The sequence below is a fragment of the Rhizobium sp. BK313 genome (assembly GCF_014193655.1).
GTDB lineage: Bacteria > Pseudomonadota > Alphaproteobacteria > Rhizobiales > Rhizobiaceae > Rhizobium.
On the sequence record NZ_JACHZQ010000005.1, the window covers coordinates 205344 to 230789 of the forward strand.

26 protein-coding genes and 1 pseudogene are annotated in these 25446 nt (G+C 60.8%); 16 read left to right on the top strand and 11 right to left on the bottom strand.

The annotated features are described in order from the left end of the window. The 4 genes from FHT86_RS24485 to FHT86_RS24500 all read left to right on the top strand — a co-directional run bounded on the left by FHT86_RS24485 (position 1) and on the right by FHT86_RS24500 (position 4924). Positions 1-711 (top strand): ABC transporter ATP-binding protein, encoded by a 711-nt coding sequence (locus FHT86_RS24485; RefSeq protein ID WP_133709066.1) that lies wholly within the window; start codon positions 1-3, stop codon positions 709-711. Further along, positions 708-3254, top strand: coding sequence for an ABC transporter permease (locus FHT86_RS24490; protein WP_133709065.1), 2547 nt, complete (start codon positions 708-710; stop codon positions 3252-3254). The genes FHT86_RS24485 and FHT86_RS24490 overlap by 4 nt, the downstream gene beginning before the upstream one ends. Before the next feature lie 247 nt (positions 3255-3501). Continuing rightward, positions 3502-4245 carry a Bax inhibitor-1/YccA family protein gene (locus FHT86_RS24495; protein WP_133709064.1) on the top strand — a complete coding sequence of 248 codons (744 nt, stop codon included), beginning with the start codon at positions 3502-3504 and terminating at the stop codon, positions 4243-4245. Positions 4246-4366: 121 nt separating this feature from the next. Continuing rightward, on the top strand, positions 4367-4924 hold the full coding sequence (locus FHT86_RS24500; RefSeq protein WP_133709063.1) for a GNAT family N-acetyltransferase: 558 nt from the start codon (positions 4367-4369) through the stop codon (positions 4922-4924). Between the two features lie 15 nt (positions 4925-4939). Here the strand turns inward: FHT86_RS24500 and FHT86_RS24505 are convergent, their stop codons facing one another. The 3 genes from FHT86_RS24505 to acnA all read right to left on the bottom strand — a co-directional run bounded on the left by FHT86_RS24505 (position 4940) and on the right by acnA (position 9346). Next, on the bottom strand, positions 4940-5341 hold the full coding sequence (locus FHT86_RS24505) for a DUF2794 domain-containing protein (RefSeq protein ID WP_133709062.1): 402 nt from the start codon (positions 5339-5341) through the stop codon (positions 4940-4942). A gap of 306 nt (positions 5342-5647) precedes the next feature. Next, positions 5648-6391 carry a DUF1223 domain-containing protein gene (locus tag FHT86_RS24510; RefSeq protein WP_133709061.1) on the bottom strand — a complete coding sequence of 248 codons (744 nt, stop codon included), beginning with the start codon at positions 6389-6391 and terminating at the stop codon, positions 5648-5650. Positions 6392-6655: 264 nt separating this feature from the next. Further along, positions 6656-9346, bottom strand: coding sequence for an aconitate hydratase AcnA (gene acnA / locus FHT86_RS24515; RefSeq protein ID WP_133709060.1), 2691 nt, complete (start codon positions 9344-9346; stop codon positions 6656-6658). A 274-nt stretch (positions 9347-9620) separates the two neighbouring features. Here acnA and ccmA point away from each other — a divergent pair, with 274 nt between their 5' ends. The 5 genes from ccmA to FHT86_RS24540 all read left to right on the top strand — a co-directional run bounded on the left by ccmA (position 9621) and on the right by FHT86_RS24540 (position 12730). Next, on the top strand, positions 9621-10268 hold the full coding sequence (gene ccmA / locus FHT86_RS24520) for a heme ABC exporter ATP-binding protein CcmA (protein ID WP_133709276.1): 648 nt from the start codon (positions 9621-9623) through the stop codon (positions 10266-10268). Between the two features lie 199 nt (positions 10269-10467). Beyond that, positions 10468-11127 carry a heme exporter protein CcmB gene (ccmB, locus tag FHT86_RS24525; protein WP_133709059.1) on the top strand — a complete coding sequence of 220 codons (660 nt, stop codon included), beginning with the start codon at positions 10468-10470 and terminating at the stop codon, positions 11125-11127. Positions 11128-11185: 58 nt separating this feature from the next. Continuing rightward, positions 11186-11947 carry a heme ABC transporter permease gene (locus tag FHT86_RS24530; RefSeq protein ID WP_133709058.1) on the top strand — a complete coding sequence of 254 codons (762 nt, stop codon included), beginning with the start codon at positions 11186-11188 and terminating at the stop codon, positions 11945-11947. 1 nt (position 11948) lies between these two features. After that, positions 11949-12122, top strand: coding sequence for a heme exporter protein CcmD (ccmD, locus tag FHT86_RS24535; protein WP_133709057.1), 174 nt, complete (start codon positions 11949-11951; stop codon positions 12120-12122). Beyond that, entirely contained in the window at positions 12119-12730 is a 612-nt protein-coding gene (locus FHT86_RS24540; protein ID WP_133709056.1) for a DsbE family thiol:disulfide interchange protein, read from the top strand. Before ccmD ends, FHT86_RS24540 begins: the two co-directional genes overlap by 4 nt. Positions 12731-12771: 41 nt before the next feature. On the opposite strand, the gene FHT86_RS24545 is transcribed toward FHT86_RS24540, so the two are convergent. The 6 genes from FHT86_RS24545 to dapF form a co-directional block, all read right to left on the bottom strand. Next, positions 12772-13167 (bottom strand): hypothetical protein, encoded by a 396-nt coding sequence (locus FHT86_RS24545; protein WP_133709055.1) that lies wholly within the window; start codon positions 13165-13167, stop codon positions 12772-12774. A 126-nt stretch (positions 13168-13293) separates the two neighbouring features. Next, entirely contained in the window at positions 13294-13884 is a 591-nt protein-coding gene (locus FHT86_RS24550) for a DUF2585 domain-containing protein (RefSeq protein ID WP_166656873.1), read from the bottom strand. Further along, positions 13884-14600 (bottom strand): septation protein A, encoded by a 717-nt coding sequence (locus FHT86_RS24555; RefSeq protein ID WP_133709053.1) that lies wholly within the window; start codon positions 14598-14600, stop codon positions 13884-13886. The genes FHT86_RS24550 and FHT86_RS24555 overlap by 1 nt, the downstream gene beginning before the upstream one ends. Continuing rightward, complete coding sequence (ftsY, locus tag FHT86_RS24560; protein ID WP_133709052.1) at positions 14597-16069, bottom strand: signal recognition particle-docking protein FtsY; 1473 nt, start codon at positions 16067-16069, stop codon at positions 14597-14599. The genes FHT86_RS24555 and ftsY overlap by 4 nt, the downstream gene beginning before the upstream one ends. Before the next feature lie 23 nt (positions 16070-16092). Continuing rightward, the gene (gene mtaB / locus FHT86_RS24565; protein ID WP_133709051.1) at positions 16093-17367 is read right to left on the bottom strand and encodes a tRNA (N(6)-L-threonylcarbamoyladenosine(37)-C(2))-methylthiotransferase MtaB; all 1275 of its coding nucleotides are present in this window, start codon (positions 17365-17367) and stop codon (positions 16093-16095) included. Next, positions 17364-18269, bottom strand: a complete 906-nt coding sequence (gene dapF / locus FHT86_RS24570; protein ID WP_133709050.1) for a diaminopimelate epimerase — start codon at positions 18267-18269, stop codon at positions 17364-17366. The genes mtaB and dapF overlap by 4 nt, the downstream gene beginning before the upstream one ends. 185 nt (positions 18270-18454) lie before the next feature. Here dapF and FHT86_RS24575 point away from each other — a divergent pair. Beyond that, positions 18455-18586, top strand: a pseudogene (locus FHT86_RS24575) (DUF1214 domain-containing protein); the annotation flags it as partial. A 31-nt stretch (positions 18587-18617) separates the two neighbouring features. Then, entirely contained in the window at positions 18618-19649 is a 1032-nt protein-coding gene (locus tag FHT86_RS24580; RefSeq protein WP_133709049.1) for a DUF1254 domain-containing protein, read from the top strand. A 29-nt stretch (positions 19650-19678) separates the two neighbouring features. Here FHT86_RS24580 and FHT86_RS24585 read toward each other — a convergent pair whose 3' ends face one another. Continuing rightward, positions 19679-20698, bottom strand: a complete 1020-nt coding sequence (locus FHT86_RS24585) for an MBL fold metallo-hydrolase (protein WP_133709048.1) — start codon at positions 20696-20698, stop codon at positions 19679-19681. A 306-nt stretch (positions 20699-21004) separates the two neighbouring features. Between FHT86_RS24585 and ffh the strand changes: the two genes are divergently transcribed. From ffh to trmD, 5 genes are all read left to right on the top strand, one after another. Next, on the top strand, positions 21005-22591 hold the full coding sequence (ffh, locus tag FHT86_RS24590) for a signal recognition particle protein (protein ID WP_133709047.1): 1587 nt from the start codon (positions 21005-21007) through the stop codon (positions 22589-22591). Between the two features lie 18 nt (positions 22592-22609). Continuing rightward, on the top strand, positions 22610-22918 hold the full coding sequence (locus tag FHT86_RS24595; RefSeq protein ID WP_133709046.1) for a chorismate mutase: 309 nt from the start codon (positions 22610-22612) through the stop codon (positions 22916-22918). A 48-nt stretch (positions 22919-22966) separates the two neighbouring features. Then, positions 22967-23326: a 30S ribosomal protein S16 gene (rpsP, locus tag FHT86_RS24600; protein ID WP_133709045.1), complete on the top strand. Its 360-nt coding sequence runs from the start codon at positions 22967-22969 to the stop codon at positions 23324-23326. Positions 23327-23448: 122 nt separating this feature from the next. Next, entirely contained in the window at positions 23449-24021 is a 573-nt protein-coding gene (rimM, locus tag FHT86_RS24605; protein ID WP_133709044.1) for a ribosome maturation factor RimM, read from the top strand. 7 nt (positions 24022-24028) lie between these two features. Then, on the top strand, positions 24029-24721 hold the full coding sequence (gene trmD / locus FHT86_RS24610) for a tRNA (guanosine(37)-N1)-methyltransferase TrmD (RefSeq protein ID WP_133709043.1): 693 nt from the start codon (positions 24029-24031) through the stop codon (positions 24719-24721). A gap of 173 nt (positions 24722-24894) precedes the next feature. On the opposite strand, the gene FHT86_RS24615 is transcribed toward trmD, so the two are convergent. Beyond that, the gene (locus tag FHT86_RS24615) at positions 24895-25362 is read right to left on the bottom strand and encodes an Lrp/AsnC family transcriptional regulator (protein ID WP_133709042.1); all 468 of its coding nucleotides are present in this window, start codon (positions 25360-25362) and stop codon (positions 24895-24897) included. Positions 25363-25446: the final 84 nt, after the last annotated feature.

A 25446-nucleotide genomic window follows, 5' to 3' on the forward strand; every position in this document is an offset into this window, starting at 1 on the left:
TTGGCAAAAACCATCATCGAGCTGAAGAAGGCGGATTTGACGCTCGGCAACGCTGCCGCCTCCGTCCACGTGTTGAAAGGCATCGACCTCACCGTGGCAGAGGGCGAATCCGTCGGCATTGTCGGTCCCTCCGGCTCCGGCAAGTCGACGCTGCTGATGGTGCTCGCCGGCCTTGAAAAGCTCGACAGCGGCGAACTGTTGATCCGCGACACGCCGCTGCATAGCTTGAGCGAAGACCGCGTCGCCGATTTCCGCGGCCGCAATATCGGCATCGTCTTCCAGTCCTTCCATCTTATCGCCAATATGACGGCGCTGGAAAATGTCGCCGTGCCGCTGGAGCTCGCCAATGTTCGCGACGCCTTCGACATAGCCCGACGCGAATTGCAGGCCGTTGGCCTCGGCGAGCGGCTGAGCCACTATCCCGGGCAACTTTCGGGCGGCGAACAGCAACGCGTGGCGATCGCCCGCGCACTCGCCCCGTCGCCTGCCCTTTTGATCGCCGACGAGCCGACCGGCAATCTCGATACCGATACCGGCCGACAGATTGCCGACCTGCTTTTCGCCCAGCAGGCCGAGCGCGGCACGACGCTGCTGCTCGTCACCCATGACCCGGCGCTTGCCGCCCGATGCTCGCGCCAGATTCACGTTCGTTCTGGCGAAATCGAGGCCGACAGCGCCCCCGCGCGGACCAATCAGACGGCGATGGCATGACCGCGGCGGGGTCGCGTATTGCGCTTGCCTTTCGCCTTGCCCTGCGCGAATTGCGCGGCGGTCTAGGCGGCTTCTACATCTTTCTCGCCTGCATCGCTCTCGGCACCGGCGCGATCGCCGCCGTCAACTCCGTCTCGCGCTCGATCACCGACGCGATCTCGACACAGGGCCAGTCGCTGCTCGCCGGCGACGTCCGCTTCGAGCTCAACAATCGCGAGGCGACGCCGGACGAATTGACCTATCTCAACAGCCTCGGCCAGCTCTCCCAATCCACTGGCCTGCGCTCCATGGCCCGCCTGCCCGATGGCTCCGACCAGGCGCTGGTCGAGGTCAAGGCGGTCGACGGCGCCTACCCGCTCTACGGCACCTTCGAGGCCAATCCGGATCAGCCGCTATCAACGCTGCTTGCTGTCAAGGACGGGACCTATGGCGCGGTCGTTGCCCCCCTGCTGCTGGAGCGGCTGAACCTCAAAATCGGCAGCGAGCTGCTGCTCGGCAACACCAGGCTGCGAATCACCGGCACGGTGAAGACCGAGCCGGATTCGGTATCCGAAGGTTTCGGCTTCGCCCCGCGATTGCTCACCAGCCGTGACGCCTTGGTCGCCTCGGGCCTTATCACGACCGGAAGTCTCGTCGAACAGGTCTACAAGATCCGCATGGACGATCCTGCGAGCGGCGTGAGCAACATCGCTGCCCGCGCCACTACCGCCTTCCCGCAGGCCGGCTGGTCGATCCGCACCAGCAGCCGGGCGGCACCCGCGCTCGCCGATAATATTACCCGCTTCTCGCAATTCCTGACATTGGTCGGTCTGACCGCCCTGATTGTCGGCGGCGTCGGCGTCGCCAACGCCGTGCGCGCGTTCCTCGATTCCAAGCGTACCACCATCGCCACCTTCAAATGCCTGGGCGCGCCAGCCTTGGTCGTGGTGATGATCTATATGATTCAAATCGCCCTGATTGCGCTGGCCGGCATCGCCGTCGGTCTCGTCCTCGGTGCCATCGCACCGTTGCTCGCTTCGCAGTTCATGGCCGAATTCCTGCCGATCTCGACCGCGCCACGGCTTTACCCCGGCCCGCTGACGCTCGCAGCGCTCTTCGGCCTGCTGACCACGCTCGCTTTCGCGATCCTGCCGCTCGGCCATGCCCGCGAGGTGCCGGCAACAGCACTCTTCCGGGAGCAGGGTTTCGAGACCCGCCGCCTGCCGAGCTGGCCATACCTGCTCGCAGCCGGTCTGCTGATGGCAGCTCTAGCGGCACTCGCGATCTTTACCGCCTATGACCGCTTCATCGCCGTCGTCTTCGTCGTCTCCATAGCCGTAGCTTTCGTCGTGCTGCGTGCCGTCGCCGCCTTGCTGTCGTGGCTCGCCCGCCGCAGCCCGCGCGTGCACTCGCCGGCGCTGAGATTGGCGATCGGCAATATCCATCGACCGGGTTCGCTCACCGCCTCCGTCGTCCTCTCTCTCGGTCTCGGCCTGGCACTCCTGGTGACCTTAACGCTGATCGACGGCAATATGCGTCACGAGCTGACCGGGCGCATGAGCGAGCAGGCTCCGAACTTCTTCTTCGTCGATATCCAGGGCTCGGAACTCGACGGCTTCCGGAAGGTCGTGCAGGCCCAAGCGCCTGAGGGAAAGTTGGTCGAAGTGCCGATGCTGCGCGGCCGCATCGTCGCCTTCAATGGCGAAGACGTGATCAAGATGAAGGTGCCGCCGGCCGGCCAATGGGTGTTGCGCGGCGACCGCGGCATCACCTATGCCGAAACCATGCCCGAGAACGCCGCCCTGACGGAGGGGCAGTGGTGGGGTAAGGATTACAGCGGCGAGCCTCTGGTCTCCTTCTCCGACGAAGAAGGCAAGGCGCTCGGCCTGAAACTCGGCGACACCGTGACAGTCAACGTGCTCGGCCGCAACGTGACAGCCAAGATCGCAAGCTTCCGCAAGGTTCAATGGCAGTCGCTATCCATCAATTTCGTCATGATCTTTTCGCCCAACACCTTCAAGGGCGCACCGCATGCGTGGCTGGCGACCCTCACCGATCCCACCGCTACGTCGACGCAGGAAGCGGCGATCTTGAAGAACGTCACCAACACCTATCCGACGATCACCAGCGTCCGAGTCAAGGATGCGCTCGATATCGTCGACACGCTGGTCGGCCAGCTTGCCGCGGCTATCCGCGCCGCTGCGTCCGTCGCGCTCATCGCATCCGTGCTGGTGCTTGCGGGCGCACTCGCGGCTGGAAATCGCGCACGCACGCATGACGCGGTCGTGCTGAAAACGCTTGGCGCGACGCGGGCCATGCTGATCCGCGCCTTCAGCTACGAGTATCTGATCCTGGGTGCGGCGACCGCTGTCTTCGCACTGCTCGCCGGTTCCGTGGCCGCCTGGTACATCGTCAGCCGCATCATGCACCTGCCGTCGACCTTCCTTCCCGATGTTGCCTTTTCGACCCTCATCATCGCTCTGCTGCTGACGGTCGGCATCGGACTGATCGGCACCTGGCGCGTCCTCGGCCAGAAGGCAGCGCCTGTCCTGCGTGAACTCTGAGCGCATAACCCCGAAAATCGCGCGGATTTTCGCAAAGGCTTTTACGTCGCCAAGACGCCTCGAGCATTAACCGAGCACCGGGAAATTACCCGATATTACACCGATTTAACCCTGCCGCCGCCGCTTAGCCCTTGTGCACCCGGCTTGAAAGCCTCATATTCTCTACAGGCATGCTGGAGCTCCGCAGCGGCGCCCGGGACCAAAGCGCCCGACACCGTACTCACATCGGAGCTTAAAAGAGGAAAACATGGCTGACTTTCGCAACTACCAAAACCGGACGCCGCAGGCAGGCGTGCAGACCGGCGCGATGATCGATGAGGGCCTTCGAGCTTACATGCTCAAGGTCTACAACCTGATGGCGCTGGGTCTGGCGATCACGGGTTTGGCTGCCTATGGCGCCTTCTCGCTCGCATTCGCTGACGGACAGATTACGGCTTTCGGCCAGGCGATCTACCTGAGCCCGCTGAAGTGGGTCGTTATCTTCGCGCCGCTGGCGATGGTGTTCTTCCTGAGCTTCAGGATCAATCGCATGAGCGTGGCCGCCGCGACAACGACCTTCTGGGTCTATGCTGCGCTGGTGGGCCTGTCGCTGTCGTCGATCTTCATCATCTACACCGGCCAGAGCATCGTGCAGGCCTTCTTCGTGACCGCCGCGTCTTTCGGCGCGCTGTCGCTTTACGGTTACACGACGAAGCGTAGCCTTTCGGCTATGGGCTCGTTCATGATGATGGGTCTCTTCGGCCTGATCATTGCCATGCTCGTCAACATCTTCCTGCAGTCTTCTGCCGTACACTTCGCCATCAATATCCTTGGCGTTGTGATCTTCGCCGGCCTCACCGCCTGGGATACGCAGCGGATCAAGGAAATGTACTTTGAAGCCGACGACGTTGCCGTTGCTGGCCGCAAGGCGATCATGGGCGCGCTGACGCTCTACCTGGACTTCATCAACCTGTTCATGTTCCTGCTGCAGTTCATGGGCAACCGCAAATAACTGCTGCGACGTGAATGATCGTTCGAAAAGGCGGCTTCGGCCGCCTTTTCTGTTTGCCTTGGCGCTTCGCACACGGCTTTATATCTGCTTCTTGGAATCGCAGATCAGGCAATAAACACAAATGTCCTTCCGCCTTCGCAATGCCACTCCGGCCGACCTTCCCTTCATCACCGCCATCTATCGCGACTCCGTTCTGAATGGCACGGCAAGCTATGAGATCATACCGCCTGGCGAAGAGGAGATGGCAGGTCGCTTCCAGGCGATCCAGGATAAAGGCTATCCCTATATCGCTGCTGAAGATGAAGGCGGCGCCTTTCTGGGCTATGCCTATGCCTCGGCATTCCGCACGCGGCCGGCCTATCGCTGGATGGTGGAGGATTCGATCTATCTTGCGCCCGGGGCCCGCGGCCGCGGCCTCGGCAAGGCGCTGCTGGCAACCCTGGTGGAAACCTGCCAGACCCTCGGCTTCCGCCAGATGATCGCCGTTATCGGCGGCGCCCACCCGGCGTCCGTCGCCCTCCACAGCGCCGCCGGTTTTGTGGAGACCGGCCTGTTGAAGGGCACCGGTTACAAGCACGGCCGCTGGCTGGATACGATGCTGATGCAGAAAGCGCTCGGCGAAGGTGCGGAAAGTGACCCAGATCCCTCGATTTATCCGGGGACGTTGTTCAGCGAGTAGCGCAGCAGGAGGGGATCACTTCTCCACCAGCTTCAATTGCTTATCGAAAACCTTCAGCACTTGGCTCAGGTCGTGGCCGCGCTTCAGGATCATGCCGCTGGTATTGACCACGGAAAAAGCGCCCTGCTTGGCGGCCAGCTTGGGGTTTTTCTCGATGCGGAAGAGCGGCAATTCGCCCGAGCGCTTGAAGACCGAAAACACTGCCTTTTCCTTGAGATGGTCGATGGCGTAATCGCGCCATTCGCCCTCGCCGACCATGCGGCCGTAGATCCACAGGATCGCGTCCAGCTCCCTACGATGAAAGGTTACCGGCAGCGGATCCCTGCTCTGTTTGTATTCTCTGAGATCAACGACGACGGAAGAAGTGGTGTCGACGGAACGGCTTTCGCCGTGTCGCAAATCCGGCTGATCAGTCATCAATCCCCCAGGGGTTGTGTCATGACAAGAGGATGACAGTTTGCCTCAGCCACGCGAAATTGCAAGACCAAGGATCGCTCACAATTTTTTGCTTATGAAGTAAAGCGTCTTGTCAACGCCGCATTTTAGTCAAAACGACGCCCCATTTGGCGGAACTATAGGCACCGGTTTGGCGCCGCCGCGCCAAACGGCCCGGCCGGGGCGCATCGACCGAACCCCAGCCCCGAATGCGCCCTCGCCGGGCACCCCCTCTATTTGGCGAAAGCCGAAATGGAGATCTTTTCGGCGCTAGCCGAAAAGGCTTGATCAGCCATCCGTGCCGATCGTCAGTACGGTCGCCCCGATGATCGCCGCCGGGTCACCCGACGGCGTCGAGGACTGCAACAGTACCGCCAGGCCGCGCCGGCCGGCCTTGTCCATGACATTGGCAGGCAGCACGACATTCATTTCCTTACCATCCCACATGCCGACGGTTTCGACGTCCGAAACCGCATGCAGATAGGTGATCTGCTGGCCATTGTTTTCGCCCGCCTTCGGAGAAACCTGCTGTTCCTTGTCGAAATAAGCAACGACCACATTGGCCCGGCCCTGGCCGGCGCCGATCTTGATCTCCAACTCGTCACCCTTCATGGCAGCACTCACGGGGACCGTCAGGCCCTTGCCCTGGCGGCGGAAGTCGTCGAGCTTGAAGTTGATGGCGTCGAGATCAGCGCCGTTCAGATGATCGCGGCCGTTGATAATCGCCTGCGGCGTATAAACCCCACTGCGGCCGAGCGTACGGGCATAGGCATATTGCCGAGCCGTATTGTCCTTGGACGCCATCGTGTCGTTCCAGCCGAGATAGTTCCAATAATCGACGTGATAGGCGAGCGCGACGACGTCGCCCTGGCGGATCAGCTTCTCAAACGCAGCATCAGCCGGCGGACAGGAGGCGCAGCCCTGAGACGTGAAGAGCTCGACGACGCCCTTGATCTTGGCAAGCTCCTGCGCATGCAGCGAACTTGCCAGCGCGATGCCTGCTAGAAGTGGAACCAAAAACCGTAAGCGCATGCCGTTGTACCTCTTTCTCAGACCTTGAAAGCCATGTGCTGGCGCGACCCCCGAAACCGCTTCGCGCTTTTCGGGGTATCCGTAAGGCCCTCATCAAGCCTGATAAATCTGAAACAAGAGATAATCGCTAAGCACGATGACGCAAAGTCACGAAGGGGTGAGACGAAGGTCCGGAGACGGTAGCGTCGTACACATCGGCGTGAAAAACAAGACGCCGCCGGAGAGGTTTGCTCCGACGGCGTGTATAAGTGGTTTCAACGCCAATTAGGCCGCGAGATCGCGCAGAACCGTCTGCAGGATGCCGCCATTGTTGACGTAGGTAACCTCATCCAGCGTGTCGATGCGGCAGATGATCGGAATGTCCTTCACCGTGCCGTCGCCATAGGTAACCTTGGCGATCTTGCGCTCGCGCGGCTTGATGTTTTCCAGGCCCTCGATCGTCACGGTCTCGTCGCCCTTGAGGCCGAGGCTTGCCCAGGTGGTGCCGTCCTCGAAGACGAAGGGGATGACACCCATGCCGACCAGGTTCGAGCGATGGATGCGCTCGAAGGACTGGGCGACGACGGCGCGCACGCCGAGCAGGTTGGTGCCCTTGGCAGCCCAGTCGCGCGACGAGCCGTTGCCGTATTCGACACCGGCGAAGATCACGAGCGGAACGCCTTCGGCCTTGTACTGCATGGCCGCATCGTAGATCGACATCTCTTCCTTGGACGGATAGTGGAAGGTGTAGCCACCTTCCTTGCCGTTCGGGCCGAGCATGTGGTTGCGGATGCGGATATTGGCGAAGGTGCCGCGCATCATGACCTCATGATTGCCGCGGCGCGTGCCGTACTGGTTGAAGTCGGCAACGCCGACGCCATGGCCAATAAGGTAGGAGCCGGCCGGTGAGGCAGCCTTGATCGAACCGGCCGGAGAAATATGGTCGGTAGTGATCTTGTCGCCGAAGAGGCCGAGAACACGGGCACCCTTGATATCGGAAACGCCGGCGCCGGTCTTGCCCATGCCAACGAAGTAGGGCGGGTTCTGCACATAGGTCGAGTTGTCGTCCCAGGCATAGGTCTGGCCCGGAGGAACCTGCACGGCCTGCCAGTTGGCGTCGCCCTTGAAGACGTCGGCATACTTGGTTTCGTACAGCTCGCGCGTGACGTACTTCAGGATGAATTCCTGTACTTCCTGCGAGGTGGGCCAGATGTCCTTGAGGAAGACCGGCTTGCCGTTCTGGTCTTCGCCGATGGGCTCATTGGTCAGGTCCATCTGCACGGTGCCAGCGAGCGCGTAGGCCACGACGAGCGGCGGAGAGGCCAGGTAGTTCGCCTGGACGTCGGGCGAAATGCGGCCTTCGAAGTTACGGTTGCCGGACAGCACGCCCGATACGATCAGGCCCTTATCGTTGATCGTCTTCGAGATCGGGGCCGGAAGCGGACCGGAATTGCCGATGCAGGTGGTGCAGCCGAAGCCGACGAGGTTGAACCCGAGCTTGTCGAGATCGGCCTGCAGTCCCGACTTGGCCAGATATTCACCGACGACCTGCGATCCAGGCGCCAGCGAGGTCTTGACCCACGGCTTCGTCTTCAGGCCCTTGGCGACGGCATTGCGGGCGAGGAGGCCGGCCGCGATCAGTACCGACGGATTCGACGTATTGGTGCAGGAGGTGATGGCGGCAATCGCCACGTCACCATGACCGAGATCGAAATCCGTGCCTTCGACGGCATAGCGGTTCGAAAGCTGGCCCGGCTTCTTGTATTCGGTCTCCATCGAACCGGCGAAACCGGAAGCGATGTTTTCCAGTGCGATACGGCCTTCCGGGCGCTTCGGGCCGGCCATGGACGGCACGACGTCGCCGAGGTCGAGTTCCAGCGTGTCGGTGAAGACGAGATCGGCACCGTCATTGTCGCGCCACATGCCCTGAGCCTTGGAATAGGCTTCGACCAGCGCGATACGATCCTTCGCACGGCCCGACATGTTGAGATAGTTGAGCGTTTCCTTGTCGACCGGGAAGAAGCCGCAGGTCGCGCCATATTCCGGACCCATGTTGCCGATGGTGGCACGATCGGCGAGCGGCATGTTGTCGAGACCCGGGCCGAAGAATTCGACGAACTTGGAAACAACACCCTTCTTGCGCAGCATCTGAACGACGGTCAGCACCAGGTCGGTCGCGGTGACGCCTTCCTTGAGCTTGCCGGTCAGGCGGAAGCCAATGACCTCAGGCAGCAGCATGGAGACGGGCTGGCCGAGCATGGCGGCTTCAGCTTCGATACCGCCGACACCCCAGCCAAGAACGCCGAGGCCGTTGATCATCGTCGTATGCGAATCGGTACCGACGCAGGTGTCCGGATAGGCGATCGTCTCGCCGTCTTCTTCCTTCGTCCAGACGGTCTGGCCGAGATATTCGAGGTTGACCTGGTGACAGATGCCGGTGCCGGGGGGAACGACCCTGAAGTTCTGGAACGCCTGCTGGCCCCACTTCAGGAAGCGGTAGCGTTCGCCATTGCGCTGATATTCCAGCTCGACGTTGCGGGCGAATGCCTGCGGCGTGCCGAACTCATCGACGATGACCGAATGGTCGATGACGAGGTCCACGGGAACGAGCGGGTTGATCTTTTCCGGATCGCCGCCAAGCGCCACCATGGCATCACGCATAGCGGCAAGGTCGACCACGGCCGGGACGCCTGTGAAGTCCTGCATCAGCACGCGGGCGGGGCGATAGGCGATTTCGTTCTCGACGGTGCCCTTGTTGGTGAGCCATTCGGCGACCTGGGCGATATGTTCCTTGGTGACCGACTGCCCGTCTTCGAAGCGCAGAAGGTTTTCCAGAATGACCTTCATCGAATAGGGAAGGTTGGAAACACCGGGCAGACCATTGGCCTCAGCCTTTGGCAGGCTGAAATAGGTATAGTCTTTCCCGCCCACGGTCAGCGTGGAACGACAATTGAAACTGTCAAGAGATTTAGACACGAGAGACCCCGTTTCTGATAGCCAACACAGTCGTGCGAACGCCTATGCACTTAATGCACATCAGGATGCGGGTGCGGCCATTTCCGCTGTCCGCACGTAAGGCAGAAAACCTTATGTTCGGCGCAAGGATGAAATTCACGCCGACCGCTGGCGTGGTTGCGGGTCTTATAGATAATTTCGTAAAGACTTGCCAGAGTGGCCAAGCTCAAAATCGGACAATTTTTTGAGCCTGCGACAACGAGAACTGGACCGGAAACGGGGAAAGCCTGAGCTGATGCATCTAAGCGCTGAAAACCTGGCGGCAAGGCGGGGCGAAGACCTGATTTTCGCGAATGTTTCCTTTGACTTGAGCAATGGTGAGGCACTGATCCTGACTGGTCGCAACGGCTCGGGAAAATCAACACTTTTGCGTGTTGTCGCAGGCCTCCTCAGACAGGAAAAAGGCCGCGTCGTTTTCACCGATTCCAAGGGCGAATCGGACCGGGCGGCAGGCGAAATCAGCCACTACCTGGGCCACCGCAACGCGATGAAGTCAGAACTTACGGTTGCAGAGAACCTGATTTTCTGGAAAGAGTTTTTCGGAGACATGATGGGCGGCGCCGGTCTTGCGATCGAGGACGCGGCGGAAGCCGTCGGTCTTGCCGGCATCACCCACCTTCCCTTCGGGTACCTCTCCGCCGGCCAGCAACGCCGATTCGCATTTGCAAAACTGCTGGTCGCCTATCGTCCCGTCTGGATCCTCGATGAACCCACCGCAGCACTGGATGCAGCAGCAGACCGGCTGTTTGCGGATCTGATCTCGGCGCACCAGAAAGCGGGCGGCATCGTGTTGGCGGCGACACATCAGCCGCTCGGGCTCGCAAATGCGCGGGAAATGCGGATGACGGGATTTGCCGGAGTTGGTGAGGGGGTTTGGGGATGATATTACGTCCCTCATGGCCCCTCATCCGTCCTTTCCCGGCTTCGCTGCGCGCAACCGCTCATGTCCACCTTCTCCCCGTTTTACGGCGCGAAGGCGCTTGGTTGGCTCCGTCGTCCTCTCTCCCCGCCGGCGGGGAGAGAGCTAGGGTGAGGGGCAAAACCGCTCTCTCCATTGATAATGAAATCAAGGGGCTCGCCGCATGACCGCCCTCTTCCTCCGCGACTTAAGACTCTCGGTCCGCGCCGGCGGCGGTGCCCTCATCGGCATTCTCTTCTTTCTCACTGTCGTCGCCGTCATCCCCTTCGGCGTCGGCCCCGACCTTAAGCTGCTGTCTCGCATCGGCCCGGCCATCGTCTGGATCGGCGCACTGCTATCCGCCCTGCTCGGCCTCGACCGCCTGTTTCAGGCCGAACGCGACGACGGATCGCTCGATCTGCTGGTGATGCAGGAAACCCCACTGGTACTGACGGTGCTCACCAAATGCGCAGCACACTGGACAGCGACCGGCCTGCCGCTGGTGATTGCCTCGCCGCTGCTCGGCCTCTTTATGAATATGAACGAAGCGGCGATCGGTGCGACGGCCTTGACCCTGCTGGTCGGCTCGCCGGCGATCACTTTCATCGGTGCGGTGGGGGCGGCAGTCGCCGTGGCATTGCCACGTGGCGGATTGCTGGTGTCGATCCTGGTGCTGCCGCTGGCCATTCCCGTGCTGATCTTCGGCGTCAGCGCGACTTATGCCGTGGTCGAAGGTCCGCAGCCCTTCCTGCCGCCCTTCCTGATCCTGATTGCACTCACCTTGTTTTTCGCCGTGCTCGGCCCGGCAGCGGCCGCGCTCGCCTTGCGCAACACGACGGATTGATCGGCCTGAGACGATGGGATCGATTGCCGTAAAAGGGATATCGGGTTAAACAAGCCGCATGAGCGATATCAGCCCTGCGATCAGCCGATTTTCCGACCTCGCCAACCCGACCCGGTTCCTGGCGCTTTCGGCGCGTCTCATTCCCTGGCTGGCGGCGATCACGGCCGTGCTTTTCGCGATCGGCCTCTATCTCGCCTTCTCGACCGAGGGAGACTACCAGCAGGGCGATACTGTCCGCATCATGTATATCCATGTGCCGGCGGCATGGCTGTCGATGATGTGCTACACGATCATGAGCATGTCGGCGATCGGCACGCTCGTCTGGCGTCATCCGCTGGCCGATGTCGCCGCCAAGGCTGCTGCGCCCCTCGGCGCCGCCTTTACCCTTGTTGCCCTCGTCACCGGCTCGCTCTGGGGCAAGCCGATGTGGGGCACCTATTGGGTCTGGGACGCGAGGCTCACCTCGGTGTTCATCCTCTTCCTGATGTATCTCGGGCTGATCGCGCTGAACCGCGCCATGGACGATCCGTCCAAGGCAGCGCGTGTCACCGCCGTGCTGATCCTTGTCGGCTTCATCAACATTCCGATCATCAAGTTCTCGGTCGACTGGTGGAACACGCTGCACCAGTCGGAAAGCATCATGCGCCTCGACGGCCCGACCATCGATGCGCAATTCCTCTGGCCGCTTTTCACCATGGCGCTTGCCTTCACCCTGCTGTTCTTCACGCTGCATCTGATGGCGATCCGCAACGAGATCTGGCGTCGCCGCATCGCCGCGCAGCGCCGTCTCGCCGCCCGCATGGCCGCCCGAGAGGAATAGCATGACGCATCCCTTTTACGTCTACGGTTCCTATGGCTTTGCCGCCGCCATGATCATCGCCGTCATCGCCTGGACATGGATCGACGGCCGTCTGCGCCGCAAGGAAATCGCCGCGCTCGAAGCCTCAGGCATCCGCCGCCGGTCGCAGCGTCCCCCAGAAGGCAAAGCGAAATGAGCTTGGGTACCGAAGAAGGCAAAAAGCCGAAATCGGGTAGCACCAGTCGCTATCTGCTGGCGCTCATTCCGCTGATCGTCTTTGCCTGCATCGCGCTGGCCGTCGGCAAGGTAATGTACGACCAGGAAGTCCACGGGACCGATATTTCCGCCATTCCCTCGGCACTGATCGGCACGAAAGCCCCGACGCTGGCGCTGGCGCCGCTCGACGGCTCCAATCTGCCGGCGCTGACCGACAGTGCCATCAGGGGCAAGCTGACGCTCGTCAACGTCTTCGCGTCGTGGTGCCTGCCCTGCCGCGAAGAACATCCTGTCCTCAAGGAACTCGCCAAGGACGGCCGGCTGAACATCGTCGCGATCAATTACAAGGACACGGGTGAAAACGCCCTGCGTTTCCTCGGCGAACTCGGCAATCCCTACAACGCCATCGGCATCGATCCGAACGGTTCGGCCGCGATCGACTGGGGCGTCTACGGCATCCCTGAATCCTACCTCGTCGCCCCCGACGGCACGATCCTCTACAAGCAGGTCGGCCCTTTTACCGCCACCAGCCTCAAAGAGGGGCTGTATCCAGCCATAGCGAAGGCCCAGGGAAAGCCGATATCTTGAAACCGGGCGCCTGCTTCACTCTTCGCGGGATGATCCAAAAGCTATTTCTCGTCGCATGAGAAATTCAGCCCCGTGAACGTGCTCATGACATCCTCTGCCGGCACGTCCCTAAGCGTTGGATTGTGAATCAGGAAATCACAGAACATGGCGGTGATCTTTGCGGCATCAACTTGCGCCGGGATACAGATATCCACGCCGACGGACTCACCGAAATAAGCCCAGTTCGTCATCGCCCTGGCGTTGGGGATCGACTGGGCGATGCCGCGACGGGCGACAAAATCATCGCGATTCCACTTATCCAGCCAGCCGATGACGTAGCCGGAGACAAGCTGCCGGGAGGCGCCGCAATCGGCAGACAACTGGCTCACATCGGAAAAGCCGGCCGGCGCTTTGGATGCGATCACGGCCAACAAGGTTGCAACTGCTATACTCGACATCCGCCCCTCGCGAAATCGTCAGCGCTGCCAGTGGTCTACGGCAGCATCACGACGGCGAGGTTAGATGCAACTTTATGGCGATTTTCGGCAGGAATTGCGGGTAAAAATCATCAAATCCAGGGACAGTTAAAGGCCGCCCTGCCAGGTCTTGATCGCTTCTACCGGCCAGACCAGCATGATGACGTTCAGCGTGAGATTATCGCGGATGATCCAGCCGGTGAGCAGCTCGAAGAAAATGGCGATCGCGATGGTCAGCATGACCGGCGCGCGCGACGCGAACAGGAAGCCGACGACCATGAGCACCGCATCCATCGCGGAGTTGAGGATGCTGTCGCCGAAATAGTCGAGCGAGATCGTCGCCGTGCGATAGCGATTGATGATGATGGGTGAGTTCTCAAGCAGCTCCCAGCCGGATTCGATCAGCAGGGCGACGAACAGGCGCATCGAGAGCGGTTTGCGGCGCATGATCAGATGCGTCAGCCCGAAGAACAGGAAGCCATGGATGATGTGCGACGGCGTATACCAGTCGGAGATATGCTGCGAATTGCCGCTGGAATTGACGACGGGTTCGAAGAGCTTGACATAGCCGCAAGTGCAGATAGGCACCCGCCCCATCATATACTCAGCGACGATCTGGACGACCAGAACCACCGTGCAGGCAATGAACCAGAAGCTTTGCGGGCGATAGCGACTTTCGGCGTCTGCAAGCGCCGTCATTATTCGGTTTCCGCCGGCGGATTGATCGTGTGCTTCATGATCAACGGCATCTGCGACAACGTGAAGATGATGGTAATCGGCATCGTGCCCCAGACCTTGAAGAGCACCCAGAGATTATCCGCGGCCTTGACATCGGGCAGGTAATACCAATTCGACCCGCGCCAGACGACTTCGTTGAGTACGGCGAGAAACAGGAAGAAAATGCCCCAGCGAAGGGTGAGCTTGCGCCAGCCCTCCGCATCGAGCTGAAAAGCCGCGTTGAAGACGTAACCAAGCAGCGATCTGCCGAAAGCAAGCCCGCCGAGCAGCACCACACCGAACAGGGCGTTGATGATGGTCGGCTTCATCTTGATGAAAGTCTCGTTCTGCAGATAGATGCCGAGTGCGCCGAAGGTGACGACGACGATACCGGAGACGAAGGGCATCAACGGCAGATGGCCGAGCATGATCTTCGAGACGACGAGCGAGATCACCGTCGCCGTCATGAACAACGCCGTTGCAACGAAGAGCGGACCGCCGAGCGCCGATAGTGCCGGAAAATGCTGCACCAGCCAGTCGCCTCGGAGATTGCCGAAGAAGAAGATCATCAGCGGCCCGAGTTCCAAAACCAGCTTCAACAGCGGATGATGCTTGTCGGCAGCACTCGGGGTTAGGTCACTGTCGCTGGTCGTCATTGCTGGACTCTCATTGTCATCGAATTTGGTCTTGTCGTTCATTGACTAATTCCGGCGATGGCCTGGGCAAAATCCTCAGCCTCGAACGGCTCGAGATCGTCTACACCTTCGCCGACGCCGATGAAATAGACCGGCAGCTTGTGCTTGGCGGAGATGGCGACCAGAATGCCGCCCCTCGCCGTTCCGTCGAGCTTGGTCATGATCAGGCCGTTGACCCCTGCAACATTGCGGAAGATTTCCACCTGGTTCAGCGCATTCTGGCCGGTCGTCGCGTCCAGCGTCTGCAGGACGGTATGCGGCGCGTCCGGATCGAGCTTGCCGAGCACGCGGACGATCTTTTCCAGCTCCGCCATCAGCTCCGTTTTGTTCTGCAGCCGGCCGGCAGTGTCGATGATCAGCACGTCGCTCTTGCTGGCCTTGGCCTGCTGGAACGCGTCGAAGGCGAGGCCGGCGGCATCGGCGCCGAGCTTGGTGCCGATGAATTCCGACTTGGTGCGGTCGGCCCAGATCTTCAGCTGCTCGATGGCCGCGGCGCGGAAGGTATCGCCGGCGGCGACCATGACCTTCAGACCCGCACCGGACAATTTCGCCGCCAGCTTGCCGATCGTCGTCGTCTTGCCCGTACCGTTGACGCCGACGATGAGGATGACATGCGGCTTGTGGCTGAGATCGAGCTGCAATGGCTTGGCGACCGGCCTCAGCACCTTGGCGATTTCTTGCGCCATGATCCGGCTGACATCCTCGCCTGTCACATCCTTGCCGTAGCGCTCCGAGGCCAGCGTATCGGTGACCCGCATCGCCGTCTCGACGCCAAGATCGGCCTGGATCAACAGATCCTCCAGATCCTGCAGCGTCTGATCGTCCAGCTTGCGCTTGGTGAAAAGCGCCGTGATCTGGCCGGTGAGCTGCGACGAGGTGCGCGCAAGACCGGCACGTAGGCGCTGGAACCAGGTCTGCCTTTGTTTTGGGGCTTCGGGGGCAGGCTCGGGGAGCTTGGAGGCGGTGGCGAAGCCTTTGGGGAGGATTGGGGGCGCCGCATCGTCGATCTTCGACGAAAGTTCCGAATCTGCCGAGCCTTCGTCACCCCCCTCTGTCCTGTCGGACATCTCCCCCACAAGGGGGGAGATCGTTTCGATCGCGGTATCCTTTGAGGACACATCAACCTCAGCATTCTGGGCTTGCTCAGGTTCGGCAAATTTATTCTCGCTGACCGGCTTCCAAGCTGCTGACTCGGGCGAAACAGCTGTCTCTACGGACTCTTTGGCTTCTTGCTCGTGTTCATGCGGCGCAGCACTCTCCAAACGATCTCCCCCCTTGTGGGGGAGATGTCCCGAAGGGACAGAGGGGGGTTCCACAGGCTCGGCAAACTCGGACACCTCCGGAACCTCCGCAACAGGCGCTTCCAGCGGAGCAGCGGACTCCTCAACAGACCTAACCTCCTCCGGCGCCTGCTCTTCCACCGGCTTTTCGCGGCCGAAGGTGAAGACTTTTTTGATGAAACTGAGCGCCATGAAAATTCCGTGAGCGAGTAGGATCAGGCCGCGTCGGCGGCCGCAAGTTGCATGTCGAGATGCTTGCCATTGTGGCCGGTGATCGCCACCTGCACAAGGTCGCGCGGCCGAAGACCGGGCACTGCGACAAGCGTGAAGTTTTCCGTATGCGCCAGCCCGTTGTTCTCCACGAGCAGCCATTGCCGCGTGCCGACCATAGTGTCGAGATGGGACTGATGCAGCTTTTGTCCAGCCAGGCGCAGCCGTGCTGCTCGTTCCTTGATCACCGTCCGGTCGAGCTGCGGCATCCTCGCAGCCGGCGTGCCGGGACGCGGGCTGTATGGAAAGACATGCAGATGCGCGATGCCGGTCTCCTCCGCGAGGCTGACAGCGTTTTCGAACATCGCTTCCGTTTCGGTCGGAAAACCAGCGATCATATCGGCGCCAAAGCTCATCTCCGGCCGAAGACGACGAACGTCATCGATGAAACGAATGGCGTCGGCGCGTGAGTGCCGCCGTTTCATCCGCTTCAGGATCATGTCGTCGCCGTGTTGCAGCGACAGATGCAGATGCGGCATGAAGCGCGGCTCATCGGCGATCAGATCCATCAGATGCCCATCGGCCTCTATGCTGTCGATCGACGAGAGCCGCAACCGGCGGATCTCAGGGATCTGCTTCAGCAGCGTCTTCGCCAGAAGGCCGAGCGACGGCTGACCGGGCAGGTCGGCGCCGTAGCTGGTGGCATCGACGCCGGTCAACACGATCTCGCGGTAACCGCTTTCGACCAGATTGCGCGCCTGGCTCGCCACCGCGCCCATCGGCACGGAGCGGGAATTGCCGCGGCCATAGGGGATAATGCAGAAGGTGCAGCGATGGTCGCAGCCGTTCTGTACCTGGATGAAGGCGCGCACATGTCCATCGATATGCCTGATCATCTGCGGCGCGGTCGCGCGCACGCTCATGATATCATTTACGCGCATCTTCTCTTCGGCCGAGACGCCGAAATCCGGCAGCGAGCGATAGGAAGCGCTCGTCAGCTTCTCCTCGTTGCCGAGCACGGCGTCCACTTCGGCCATTTCGGCGAAAGCATGCTTTTCCGTCTGCGCGGCACAGCCGGTGACGATTATGCGGGCATGCGGATTGTCGCGCCGCGCGCGGCGGATTGCCTGGCGCGCCTGGCGCACGGCCTCGCCGGTGACTGCACAGGTATTGACCAGGATGGCATTGTTGAGCCCGGCTTTTTCTGCCTCGGCCCGCATCACTTCAGATTCATAGGTGTTGAGACGGCAGCCGAAGGTGATGACCTCGACCCCGCTCACCGCGCCTGAGCCCCCTGCTCCTGATCGCGCGTCCAATGACCCGTCGTGGGATCGACTACACCGGACCACTCCCATTCCGCTGGACCTTTCATGACGACGTGATCGTCGCTCTCCCGCCATTCGATAGTGAGTTGGCTCGGTGCCGGGGCGGAGGCGACGTCGATCGTCACCTTACGGCCGGTGCGGCCGGTGCGCGCCGCGCTGACGGCGGCCGAACAGGCGGCCGAACCGCAGGCAAGCGTCAGCCCCGCGCCGCGCTCCCAGGTGCGCGTGCGCACCGTAGTCGGCGAAAGCACCTGCGCCAATGTGATATTGGCGCGCTCGGGAAACATCGGATGATTTTCGAGCAGCGGCCCGAAGCGGGCGAGATCGTAGGACATCGGGTCCTTGTCGACCCAGAAGATCGCATGCGGATTGCCCATCGACATGGCCGAGGGCGAATGCAAGACGGGGTTGTCGATCGGCCCGATCTGCAGCTCGATGCGGCGCGTATCGGCGAATTCCTCGGCGAGCGGAATCTTGTCCCACGCGAAAACCGGCTTGCCCATGTCGACCGAAATCGTACCGTCCTCGTGCTCGACCGCATTCAGAATGCCGGCAACGGTCTGGAACGTGAACATCTTCTTGCCGGTCTCGGCCGCAAGCGCCTGCACCACGCAGCGCGTGCCGTTGCCGCAGGCCTGCGCCTTGGTGCCATCGGAATTGAGAATATCGATCCAGGCGTCGGTGCCTTGAGCCTTCGGATCGTGGATCGCCATGATCTGGTCGAACTGGGTGGCCGCATCGGCATTCAGCGCTATCGCCGCCGCCGCCGTCACCACGTCTTTCCGGCCGCGCATGTCGACAACCAGGATCTTGTTGCCAAGCCCGTTCATCCTTGCGAATTCGACCGTGTTGCTCATGATGGTATGTCCGTCAGTGTTTTCGAGCTGTATATGGCGGAATTGCGGGGGAATTACCAGTGGGTAAGCGCCCTCTCCTCGGGGTAGAGGGGTGGGCGAGCCGCCGCCGATACATTGTTACGTCGGCATTTACTGTAACGTACTTGGTTTCTCGACCCCCGCGCGCAAGACTTCATCAACTGAATCAGCATGAATCACCAGGCAAAGACGAGGAGGCCAACTGGTTGCCCGCTCCCAATGGGCCGTTCTTCGCTGCCATGCGCCTCTACTGGCCAAAACAAGAGGCACTTGAAGGCAAAGGAAAGCACCGCCGCTGAAACACGGAGCTGACACCGGGAGGAGAACGAGATGACCAACAAGCTTTTGACCGCGACCGCCTTTCTGGCCCTGGCCGCCATCAGCCATGCGGCGGCCCAATCCGCGAAGGGTGATACCATTCCCGTGACGCCCGACAATTTCACCCGCGCCGAATCCGATCTCTACTTCGGGAACATCGTGAAGGACGATGGTTTCGGAAAATTCAAACATCACCGCGAACTCAGCTCGATCGACCACCAGCTTGTCATCCGTACAAACCGCGACACGCTCTACTCGGCTGGGGTCTTCGATCTCGACGCGGGACCCGTGACGATCACGCTCCCCGATGCGGGCAAGCGTTTCATGTCCATGCAGGTGATCGACGAAGACCAATACACGGCGGAGGTCATCTATGGGTCGGGCAGTTACACCTTTTCGAAGGAAAAAATCGGAACTCGCTATGTGCTCGTGGGTGTGCGAACCTTAGTCGATCCGCAAGACGCCGATGATGTGAAGAAGGTGCATGACCTGCAGGATGCCATCAAGGTGGAACAGAAGGCGCCTGGAAGTTTCGATATCCCGAAATGGGATCAGGCAAGTCAGTCGAAGGTAAGGGCCGCTTTGCTCGAGCTCGCCTCGACACTCCCGGATACCAACCGCATGTTCGGCAGGAAAAATGAGGTCGATCCTGTTCGTCGTCTGATCGGCTCGGCGTCGGCCTGGGGCGGAAACCCGCAGAAGGATGCGATATATCTCAATATCACTCCGCAAAAGAACGACGGCAAGACAGTCTACAAGCTCGCCGTCGAGGATGTGCCGGTGGATGGGTTCTGGTCGATCAGCGTCTATAATGCCAAAGGCTACTACGAGCCGAACAAGCTGAATGCCTACACATTGAACAACGTCACCGCCAAACATGACGATGACGGAACGGTGCATGTCCAGTTCGGCGACTGCAATGGAAAGGTATCCAACTGCCTGCCTATAACGAAAGGGTGGAATTACATGGTGCGCCTCTACCGACCCCGCGCCAATATTCTCGATGGAACATGGACGTTCCCGCAGGCGATGCCGGAGGGATAGCCTCCCCTCATAACCAGACTTGCCGGCGCTCAGACAACAGGTACGTCGAAGACTTCCCCTGCCCGCAGCGGCCTGAAGCGATCCGGCTCCACCCCGTGCTCCCTAAGCGCCGCATCCAGCGCCTTGACCGGCGCATCGATCGCCTCGTCCGTGAGCTGAAAGGTCGCGAAATGGTGGCCGGCGACGTGAGCCGCGTTGCAGAGTTTCATGCCGTGAACCGCCTCCGCCGGATTCTGGTGTTGGCCTTTCATGAACCAGCGCGGTTCGTAGGCGCCGAAAGGCAGGATGGCGAGGCGGAAGCCGCCATGCTTTTGCCGCGCCGCCTCATAGTTGACGCCGCGATGAAAGCCGGTGTCACCGATATGGTAGATCTTGCCGGCGGGAGTCGTGATGACGAAGGCGGCCCAGAGCGCCATGCGGCGATCGCCGGCGCCGCGCGCCGACCAGTGATGACATGGCTCGGCGTCGACGGTCACCTTGTCCGTGATCGCGATGCGATCGCCCCAATCCATCGTCGTGATCCGGGCATCGGATACTGTGCGGCGGATAATGGCGTCGTTACCGAGCGGCGTAAGGATTTTCGGCGCGTGCGTCTCGTGCAGCCGTTTCAGCGTCGCGATATCGAGATGGTCGTAGTGATTGTGCGAGACTAGCACGAGATCGACCGGCGGCAGGTCCTCGAACCGGATGCCGGGCTGAACCGCCCGTTTCGGGCCGATGAAGGTGAACGGGCTGACACGCTCCGACCACACCGGATCAGTCAATATGTTGAGGCCCGCCACCTGGATCAGCATCGAGGCATGGCCGACCATGGTCACCCGCAACGCGTCGCCGAAAACGTGCCTGTCGGGCCTGGCCGGCGGAAACAGGCTGACGACCGGATTCGGCCAGCGCGTCCGCCCGCCCCCAAGTTTCCATCTCAGCAGGTCCCCGAACCCACCGGGTTCCACGCCGCCTGGATTGAAGAAGCGTAGCCCGTCGAAGTGATCGGAGATTGGGCCTTGATAGTAGGGGTTCGATGTCTTCCGGGAGCCGGATGTATCTGTCATGAATGCGCCGATGGATTTTCTGTCGGCTCAGATGTGAGCCAAACATCAAGCTTTTGAAAGCCTTTCCACCCTCTCGGCTTGACTTTCCCACTCGTTTCCTGTTTATCCCCGCCATCTGCGACGAGCACAAGCCTCCGAGCCACCGACCGGGACCCGTCAAGGTATAAAGAGATCCCGGAGGTCAACACCCGACAGCGCGATGCGCCCTCGGGTGCTTTTTGGCTTTGCGTCTTGTTTTCGTCATGGAAAAGCACGACGTTTTGGGCCTTACGAAACCAGCCCGAAACGTTACCCAAGGAAGAACCGATGTTTGAAAACCTCCAGGACCGTCTTGGTTCCATTCTGAATGGACTGACAGGCCGCGGCGCGCTTTCGGAAGCCGATGTTTCCGCTGCGCTGCGCGAGGTTCGCCGCGCGCTGTTGGAAGCCGACGTGGCGCTGGATGTCGTGCGTTCCTTCACGGATCGCATCCGCGAAAAGGCCGTCGGCGCCGAGATTCTGAAGTCGATCAAGCCCGGCCAGATGGTCGTCAAGATTGTCCATGACGAGCTCATCGAAATGCTCGGCGGCGAAGGCGTCGGTATCGACCTCAATGCACCGGCCCCTGTCGTCGTCATGATGGTCGGCCTGCAGGGTTCCGGCAAGACGACGACCACGGCGAAGATCGCGAGCCGCATGACGAGCCGCGACCGCAAGAAGGTCCTGATGGCCTCGCTCGACACGCGCCGGCCGGCAGCGCAGGAGCAGTTGCGCCAGCTCGGCGTCCAAACCGGCGTCGACACGCTGCCAATCATTGCCGGCCAGTCGCCCACCGATATCGCCGCCCGCGCCGTGCAGGCAGCAAGGCTCGGCGGCCATGACATCGTCATCCTCGATACTGCCGGCCGTACGCACATCGACGAGCCGCTCATGGTCGAGATGGCGGATATCAAGAAGAAGTCGAATCCGCACGAAATCCTGTTGGTCGCGGACTCGCTGACCGGTCAGGATGCCGTTAACCTCGCCCGCAATTTCGACGAGCGCGTCGGTATCACCGGCCTGGTGCTGACCCGTATGGACGGCGACGGCCGCGGCGGTGCTGCGCTTTCGATGCGCGCCGTCACCGGCAAGCCGATCAAACTGATCGGCGTCGGCGAAAAGATGGGCGAGCTGGAAGAATTCCATCCCCGCCGTATCGCCGACCGTATCCTCGGCATGGGCGACATCGTCTCGCTGGTGGAAAAAGCGGCTGAGAACATCGACGCCGAGAAGGCGGCCGCCATGGCCGCGAAGATGGCCAAGGGCAAGTTCGATTTGAACGACCTCGCCGACCAGCTCAAGCAGATGCAGAAGATGGGCGGCATGGGCGGCATCATGGGCATGATGCCCGGTATGGCCGGCATGAAGGACAAGATGGCAGCCGCCGGCCTCAACGACAAGCTTTTCGGCCGCCAGCTCGCCATCATCTCCTCGATGACCAAGGCCGAGCGCGCCAATCCTGATCTCCTCAAGCATTCCCGCAAGAAGCGCATCGCCGCCGGCTCCGGCACCGACGCCTCCGACATCAACAAGCTTCTGAAGATGCATCGCCAGATGGCCGACATGATGAAGATGATGGGCGGCAAGGGCAAAGGCGGCATGATGAAGCAGCTGATGGGCGGCCTTGCCGGCAAGATGGGCCTCGGCGGCGGCATGGGCGGCATGCCCGACCTATCGAACATCGACCCCAAACAGCTGGAAGCCCTGCAGAAGCAGGCGGAAGCCGCTGGCCTCGGTCGGCCGGGCGGCGGCATGCCAGGTGGCTTGTCGGGTCTCGGCGGCGGTGGTGGTGGTTTGCCCGGCCTGGGCGGCGCCAAGCTCCCCGGCCTCGGCGGTGGCTTCCCGGGACTGCCCGGTTTACCGAAGAAGAAGTGAGAAGGATCGCTAACCCCCATGATTGATCCAGACGTCAAAGCCCAATTGGGCAACTACCGCCAGTCGATCGACAATGTCGATGCTGCGCTCATCTACATGCTGGCCGAACGCTTCCGCTGTACCAAAGAGGTCGGCGTGCTGAAGGCCAAATACAATCTGCCGCCGGCCGATCCGGCGCGCGAGGAATTCCAGATCGAACGTCTGCGCCGCCTGGCAAACGACGCCAAGCTGGACCCGGATTTCGCCGAGAAGTTCCTGAACTTCGTCATCAAGGAAGTTATCCGGCATCATGAACAGATCGCTGCTGATCTCAGCAACAGCAAATGAACATACCGCCAAAACGAAGCGGTCAAGAAAAGCCTAAGGAGTAGAAACATGGCACTGAAAATTCGTCTCGCCCGCGGTGGCTCCAAGAAGCGCCCGTATTACCACGTTGTTGTAGCCGACGCCCGTTCGCCGCGCGATGGCCGCTTCCTGGAGAAGGTCGGTTCCTGGAACCCGATGCTTGCCAAGGACGACGCCAAGCGCATCGAACTCGATGCCGACCGCATCAAGCATTGGCTCGACAACGGCGCTCAGCCGACCGACCGCGTTCTGCGCTTCCTTGATGAAGCCGGCGTTGCCAAGCGCGAAGCCAAGAGCAACCCGGAAAAGGCAAAGCCGGGCAAGAAGGCCCAGGAACGCGCCGCTGAAAAGGCACAGAAGGCTGCTGACGCCGCCGCTGCTGCTGAATAATTGGCCGTAACGGCTATTTGAAACGGGTGGCATGGCGACATGCCGCCCGTTTTTTGTTCCCATCTGCGAGCGTTCATCTTATGAGAGAACGCAATCGATCCTCTGGCAGTCGGCACAGGACCATGACGAAACTTGAAAACCCGGTATTGATGGCCACCATCGGCGCCGCACAGGGCCTGAGAGGCGAAGTGCGCGCCCGCGCATTTACCTCCGATCCCACAGCGCTCGGCGACTACGGCCATCTGCACAGCCTCGACGGCCGCACCTTCGAGGTACTGGAAATCCGCGAAGCCAAGAACGTGGTGATCGTCCGCTTTCGCGGCATCAATGACCGCAATGCCGCCGAGGCACTGAATGGGCTGGAACTCTATATCGAGCGCAACAACCTGCCCGATGACGAGCTGGAGGACGATGAGTTCTTCTATGCCGATCTCGAAGGCCTGGAAGCGATCGACGACAAGGGCATCGGTTACGGCACCGTCAGTGGCATCTATGATTTCGGCGCCGGCGACCTCTTGGAGCTGAAAGGGCCTGGCAAGCGCCCAGTGCTTATCCCCTTTTCCGAAGCCGCCGTGCTGGAAATCGACCTTGAAGGCGGCAAGATCCTGATCGATCCGATGGCCGCTGGCTTGATCGACAGCCCCGACGATTTCTCCGGCAAGCCGCCGAAGCCTCCGGGCAAAGCGAAGAAGTGATCAGGCTATGAGTTTCCGGGCGACCATCCTGACGCTGTACCCCGAGATGTTTCCCGGTCATCTCGGCGTTTCGCTCGCCGGCAAGGCGATGGAACGCGGGCAATGGTCGCTGGACACCGTGCAGATCCGCGATTTCGCCACCGATAAGCACCGTACTGTGGACGATACGCCCGCCGGTGGCGGCGCCGGCATGGTGTTGAAGCCGGACGTACTTGCCCGCGCCATCGACCATGCCAGCGAAAATGACGACCGCCCGCGCCTGTTGATGAGCCCGCGCGGAAAGCCGCTGACACAGAAACGCGTTCGGGAACTTGCTGATGGCAACGGCGTCATCATCGTCTGCGGCCGTTTCGAAGGCGTCGACCAGCGGGTGATCGACGGACGCGATCTCGAAGAGGTCTCGATCGGCGACTACATCCTATCCGGCGGAGAGCCGGCGGCGCTGATCCTGCTCGACGCCATCGTCCGCATCCTGCCGGGCGTCATGGGCAACGATCTTTCGGGCCTGCACGAAAGTTTCGAGGGCGGCCTGCTGGAGCATCCGCAATACACCCGGCCGCAGGTCTGGGAAGGCCGCGAAATCCCTGCGGTACTGACCTCAGGCAATCATGGCGCCATCGCCAAATGGCAAAAGCAGGAAGCCGAGAAGCTGACGAAAGAACGCCGGCCGGATTTGCTCGAGAAGCCGCTTGCGAAGTAGCGGCGATAAACTGGACTGCTGATACGATGCCATTTGATGCCGCCGCGCTAGGCAGTAGCAAGTGGCCGCTTTGCGCCGCCATGAGCTGTCGTTCGGCACATCAAGAAACTCGGGTTTTCAAGTTAGTCGGTACCGGTGGGGCCTGTTCATCGGTGACGACGACTGGCGAGATCCTATTCATCTAACGAAAGAGCCATCCCATGCTTGATAGTTTTGAGCGCGATCAGGCTTTTGTACTTGCGAACAAGCTCTTGCTGATCTGTCATCATCCGCTCAATGAAGGCATTATATTCATCAATATCCCGCACCGTTACCAACAGGACTAGGTCAGTGTCGCCAGTGACGTACCAACATGACTGGACTTCCGGCGCTCGGATAAGCCAACGTTGGAAAGCTTCAAGATTATGGCGATACTCGTTTTGTATTTCGATCTCGACCAAAATTCTTAGGCTCCGACTGACAGCGGCAGGACTGACAACAGCGATGATCCGGTCGATCACGCCCTCGCGTTTAAGCTTGCTGACACGCCGCTCAACTGCAGAAGGCGAAAGGTTGACGGCTTGCGCGATGGCTTTCGCGGGCTGGTCAGCGTTGTGCTGCAGGATCAACAAAATTTCGCGATCTTTCTCATCCACGCGCATCTCCCTCGATTATATGGTTCCACATGCGGAAAAACAGCGCATCTACTGCGATAATCGATAATTTTCCGCGCAAATGAAATCTAT

What these genes read in the sequence shown, in the direction of transcription:
- ccmD (WP_133709057.1), top strand. Translation starts at nt 11,949, where the DNA reads ATGACGCATCCCTTTTACGTCTACGGTTCCTATGGCTTTGCCGCCGCC.
- FHT86_RS24495 (WP_133709064.1), top strand. Translation starts at nt 3,502, where the DNA reads ATGGCTGACTTTCGCAACTACCAAAACCGGACGCCGCAGGCAGGCGTG.
- ffh (WP_133709047.1), top strand. Translation starts at nt 21,005, where the DNA reads ATGTTTGAAAACCTCCAGGACCGTCTTGGTTCCATTCTGAATGGACTG.
- trmD (WP_133709043.1), top strand. Translation starts at nt 24,029, where the DNA reads ATGAGTTTCCGGGCGACCATCCTGACGCTGTACCCCGAGATGTTTCCC.
- ccmA (WP_133709276.1), top strand. Translation starts at nt 9,621, where the DNA reads ATGCATCTAAGCGCTGAAAACCTGGCGGCAAGGCGGGGCGAAGACCTG.
- FHT86_RS24490 (WP_133709065.1), top strand. Translation starts at nt 708, where the DNA reads ATGACCGCGGCGGGGTCGCGTATTGCGCTTGCCTTTCGCCTTGCCCTG.
- FHT86_RS24510 (WP_133709061.1), bottom strand. Translation starts at nt 6,391, where the DNA reads ATGCGCTTACGGTTTTTGGTTCCACTTCTAGCAGGCATCGCGCTGGCA.
- FHT86_RS24500 (WP_133709063.1), top strand. Translation starts at nt 4,367, where the DNA reads ATGTCCTTCCGCCTTCGCAATGCCACTCCGGCCGACCTTCCCTTCATC.
- FHT86_RS24585 (WP_133709048.1), bottom strand. Translation starts at nt 20,698, where the DNA reads ATGACAGATACATCCGGCTCCCGGAAGACATCGAACCCCTACTATCAA.
- ftsY (WP_133709052.1), bottom strand. Translation starts at nt 16,069, where the DNA reads ATGGCGCTCAGTTTCATCAAAAAAGTCTTCACCTTCGGCCGCGAAAAG.
- FHT86_RS24505 (WP_133709062.1), bottom strand. Translation starts at nt 5,341, where the DNA reads ATGACTGATCAGCCGGATTTGCGACACGGCGAAAGCCGTTCCGTCGAC.
- rimM (WP_133709044.1), top strand. Translation starts at nt 23,449, where the DNA reads ATGACGAAACTTGAAAACCCGGTATTGATGGCCACCATCGGCGCCGCA.
- FHT86_RS24545 (WP_133709055.1), bottom strand. Translation starts at nt 13,167, where the DNA reads ATGTCGAGTATAGCAGTTGCAACCTTGTTGGCCGTGATCGCATCCAAA.
- FHT86_RS24540 (WP_133709056.1), top strand. Translation starts at nt 12,119, where the DNA reads ATGAGCTTGGGTACCGAAGAAGGCAAAAAGCCGAAATCGGGTAGCACC.
- dapF (WP_133709050.1), bottom strand. Translation starts at nt 18,269, where the DNA reads ATGAGCAACACGGTCGAATTCGCAAGGATGAACGGGCTTGGCAACAAG.
- ccmB (WP_133709059.1), top strand. Translation starts at nt 10,468, where the DNA reads ATGACCGCCCTCTTCCTCCGCGACTTAAGACTCTCGGTCCGCGCCGGC.
- FHT86_RS24615 (WP_133709042.1), bottom strand. Translation starts at nt 25,362, where the DNA reads ATGCGCGTGGATGAGAAAGATCGCGAAATTTTGTTGATCCTGCAGCAC.
- FHT86_RS24580 (WP_133709049.1), top strand. Translation starts at nt 18,618, where the DNA reads ATGACCAACAAGCTTTTGACCGCGACCGCCTTTCTGGCCCTGGCCGCC.
- FHT86_RS24555 (WP_133709053.1), bottom strand. Translation starts at nt 14,600, where the DNA reads ATGAACGACAAGACCAAATTCGATGACAATGAGAGTCCAGCAATGACG.
- FHT86_RS24595 (WP_133709046.1), top strand. Translation starts at nt 22,610, where the DNA reads ATGATTGATCCAGACGTCAAAGCCCAATTGGGCAACTACCGCCAGTCG.
- FHT86_RS24530 (WP_133709058.1), top strand. Translation starts at nt 11,186, where the DNA reads ATGAGCGATATCAGCCCTGCGATCAGCCGATTTTCCGACCTCGCCAAC.
- FHT86_RS24550 (WP_166656873.1), bottom strand. Translation starts at nt 13,884, where the DNA reads ATGACGGCGCTTGCAGACGCCGAAAGTCGCTATCGCCCGCAAAGCTTC.
- rpsP (WP_133709045.1), top strand. Translation starts at nt 22,967, where the DNA reads ATGGCACTGAAAATTCGTCTCGCCCGCGGTGGCTCCAAGAAGCGCCCG.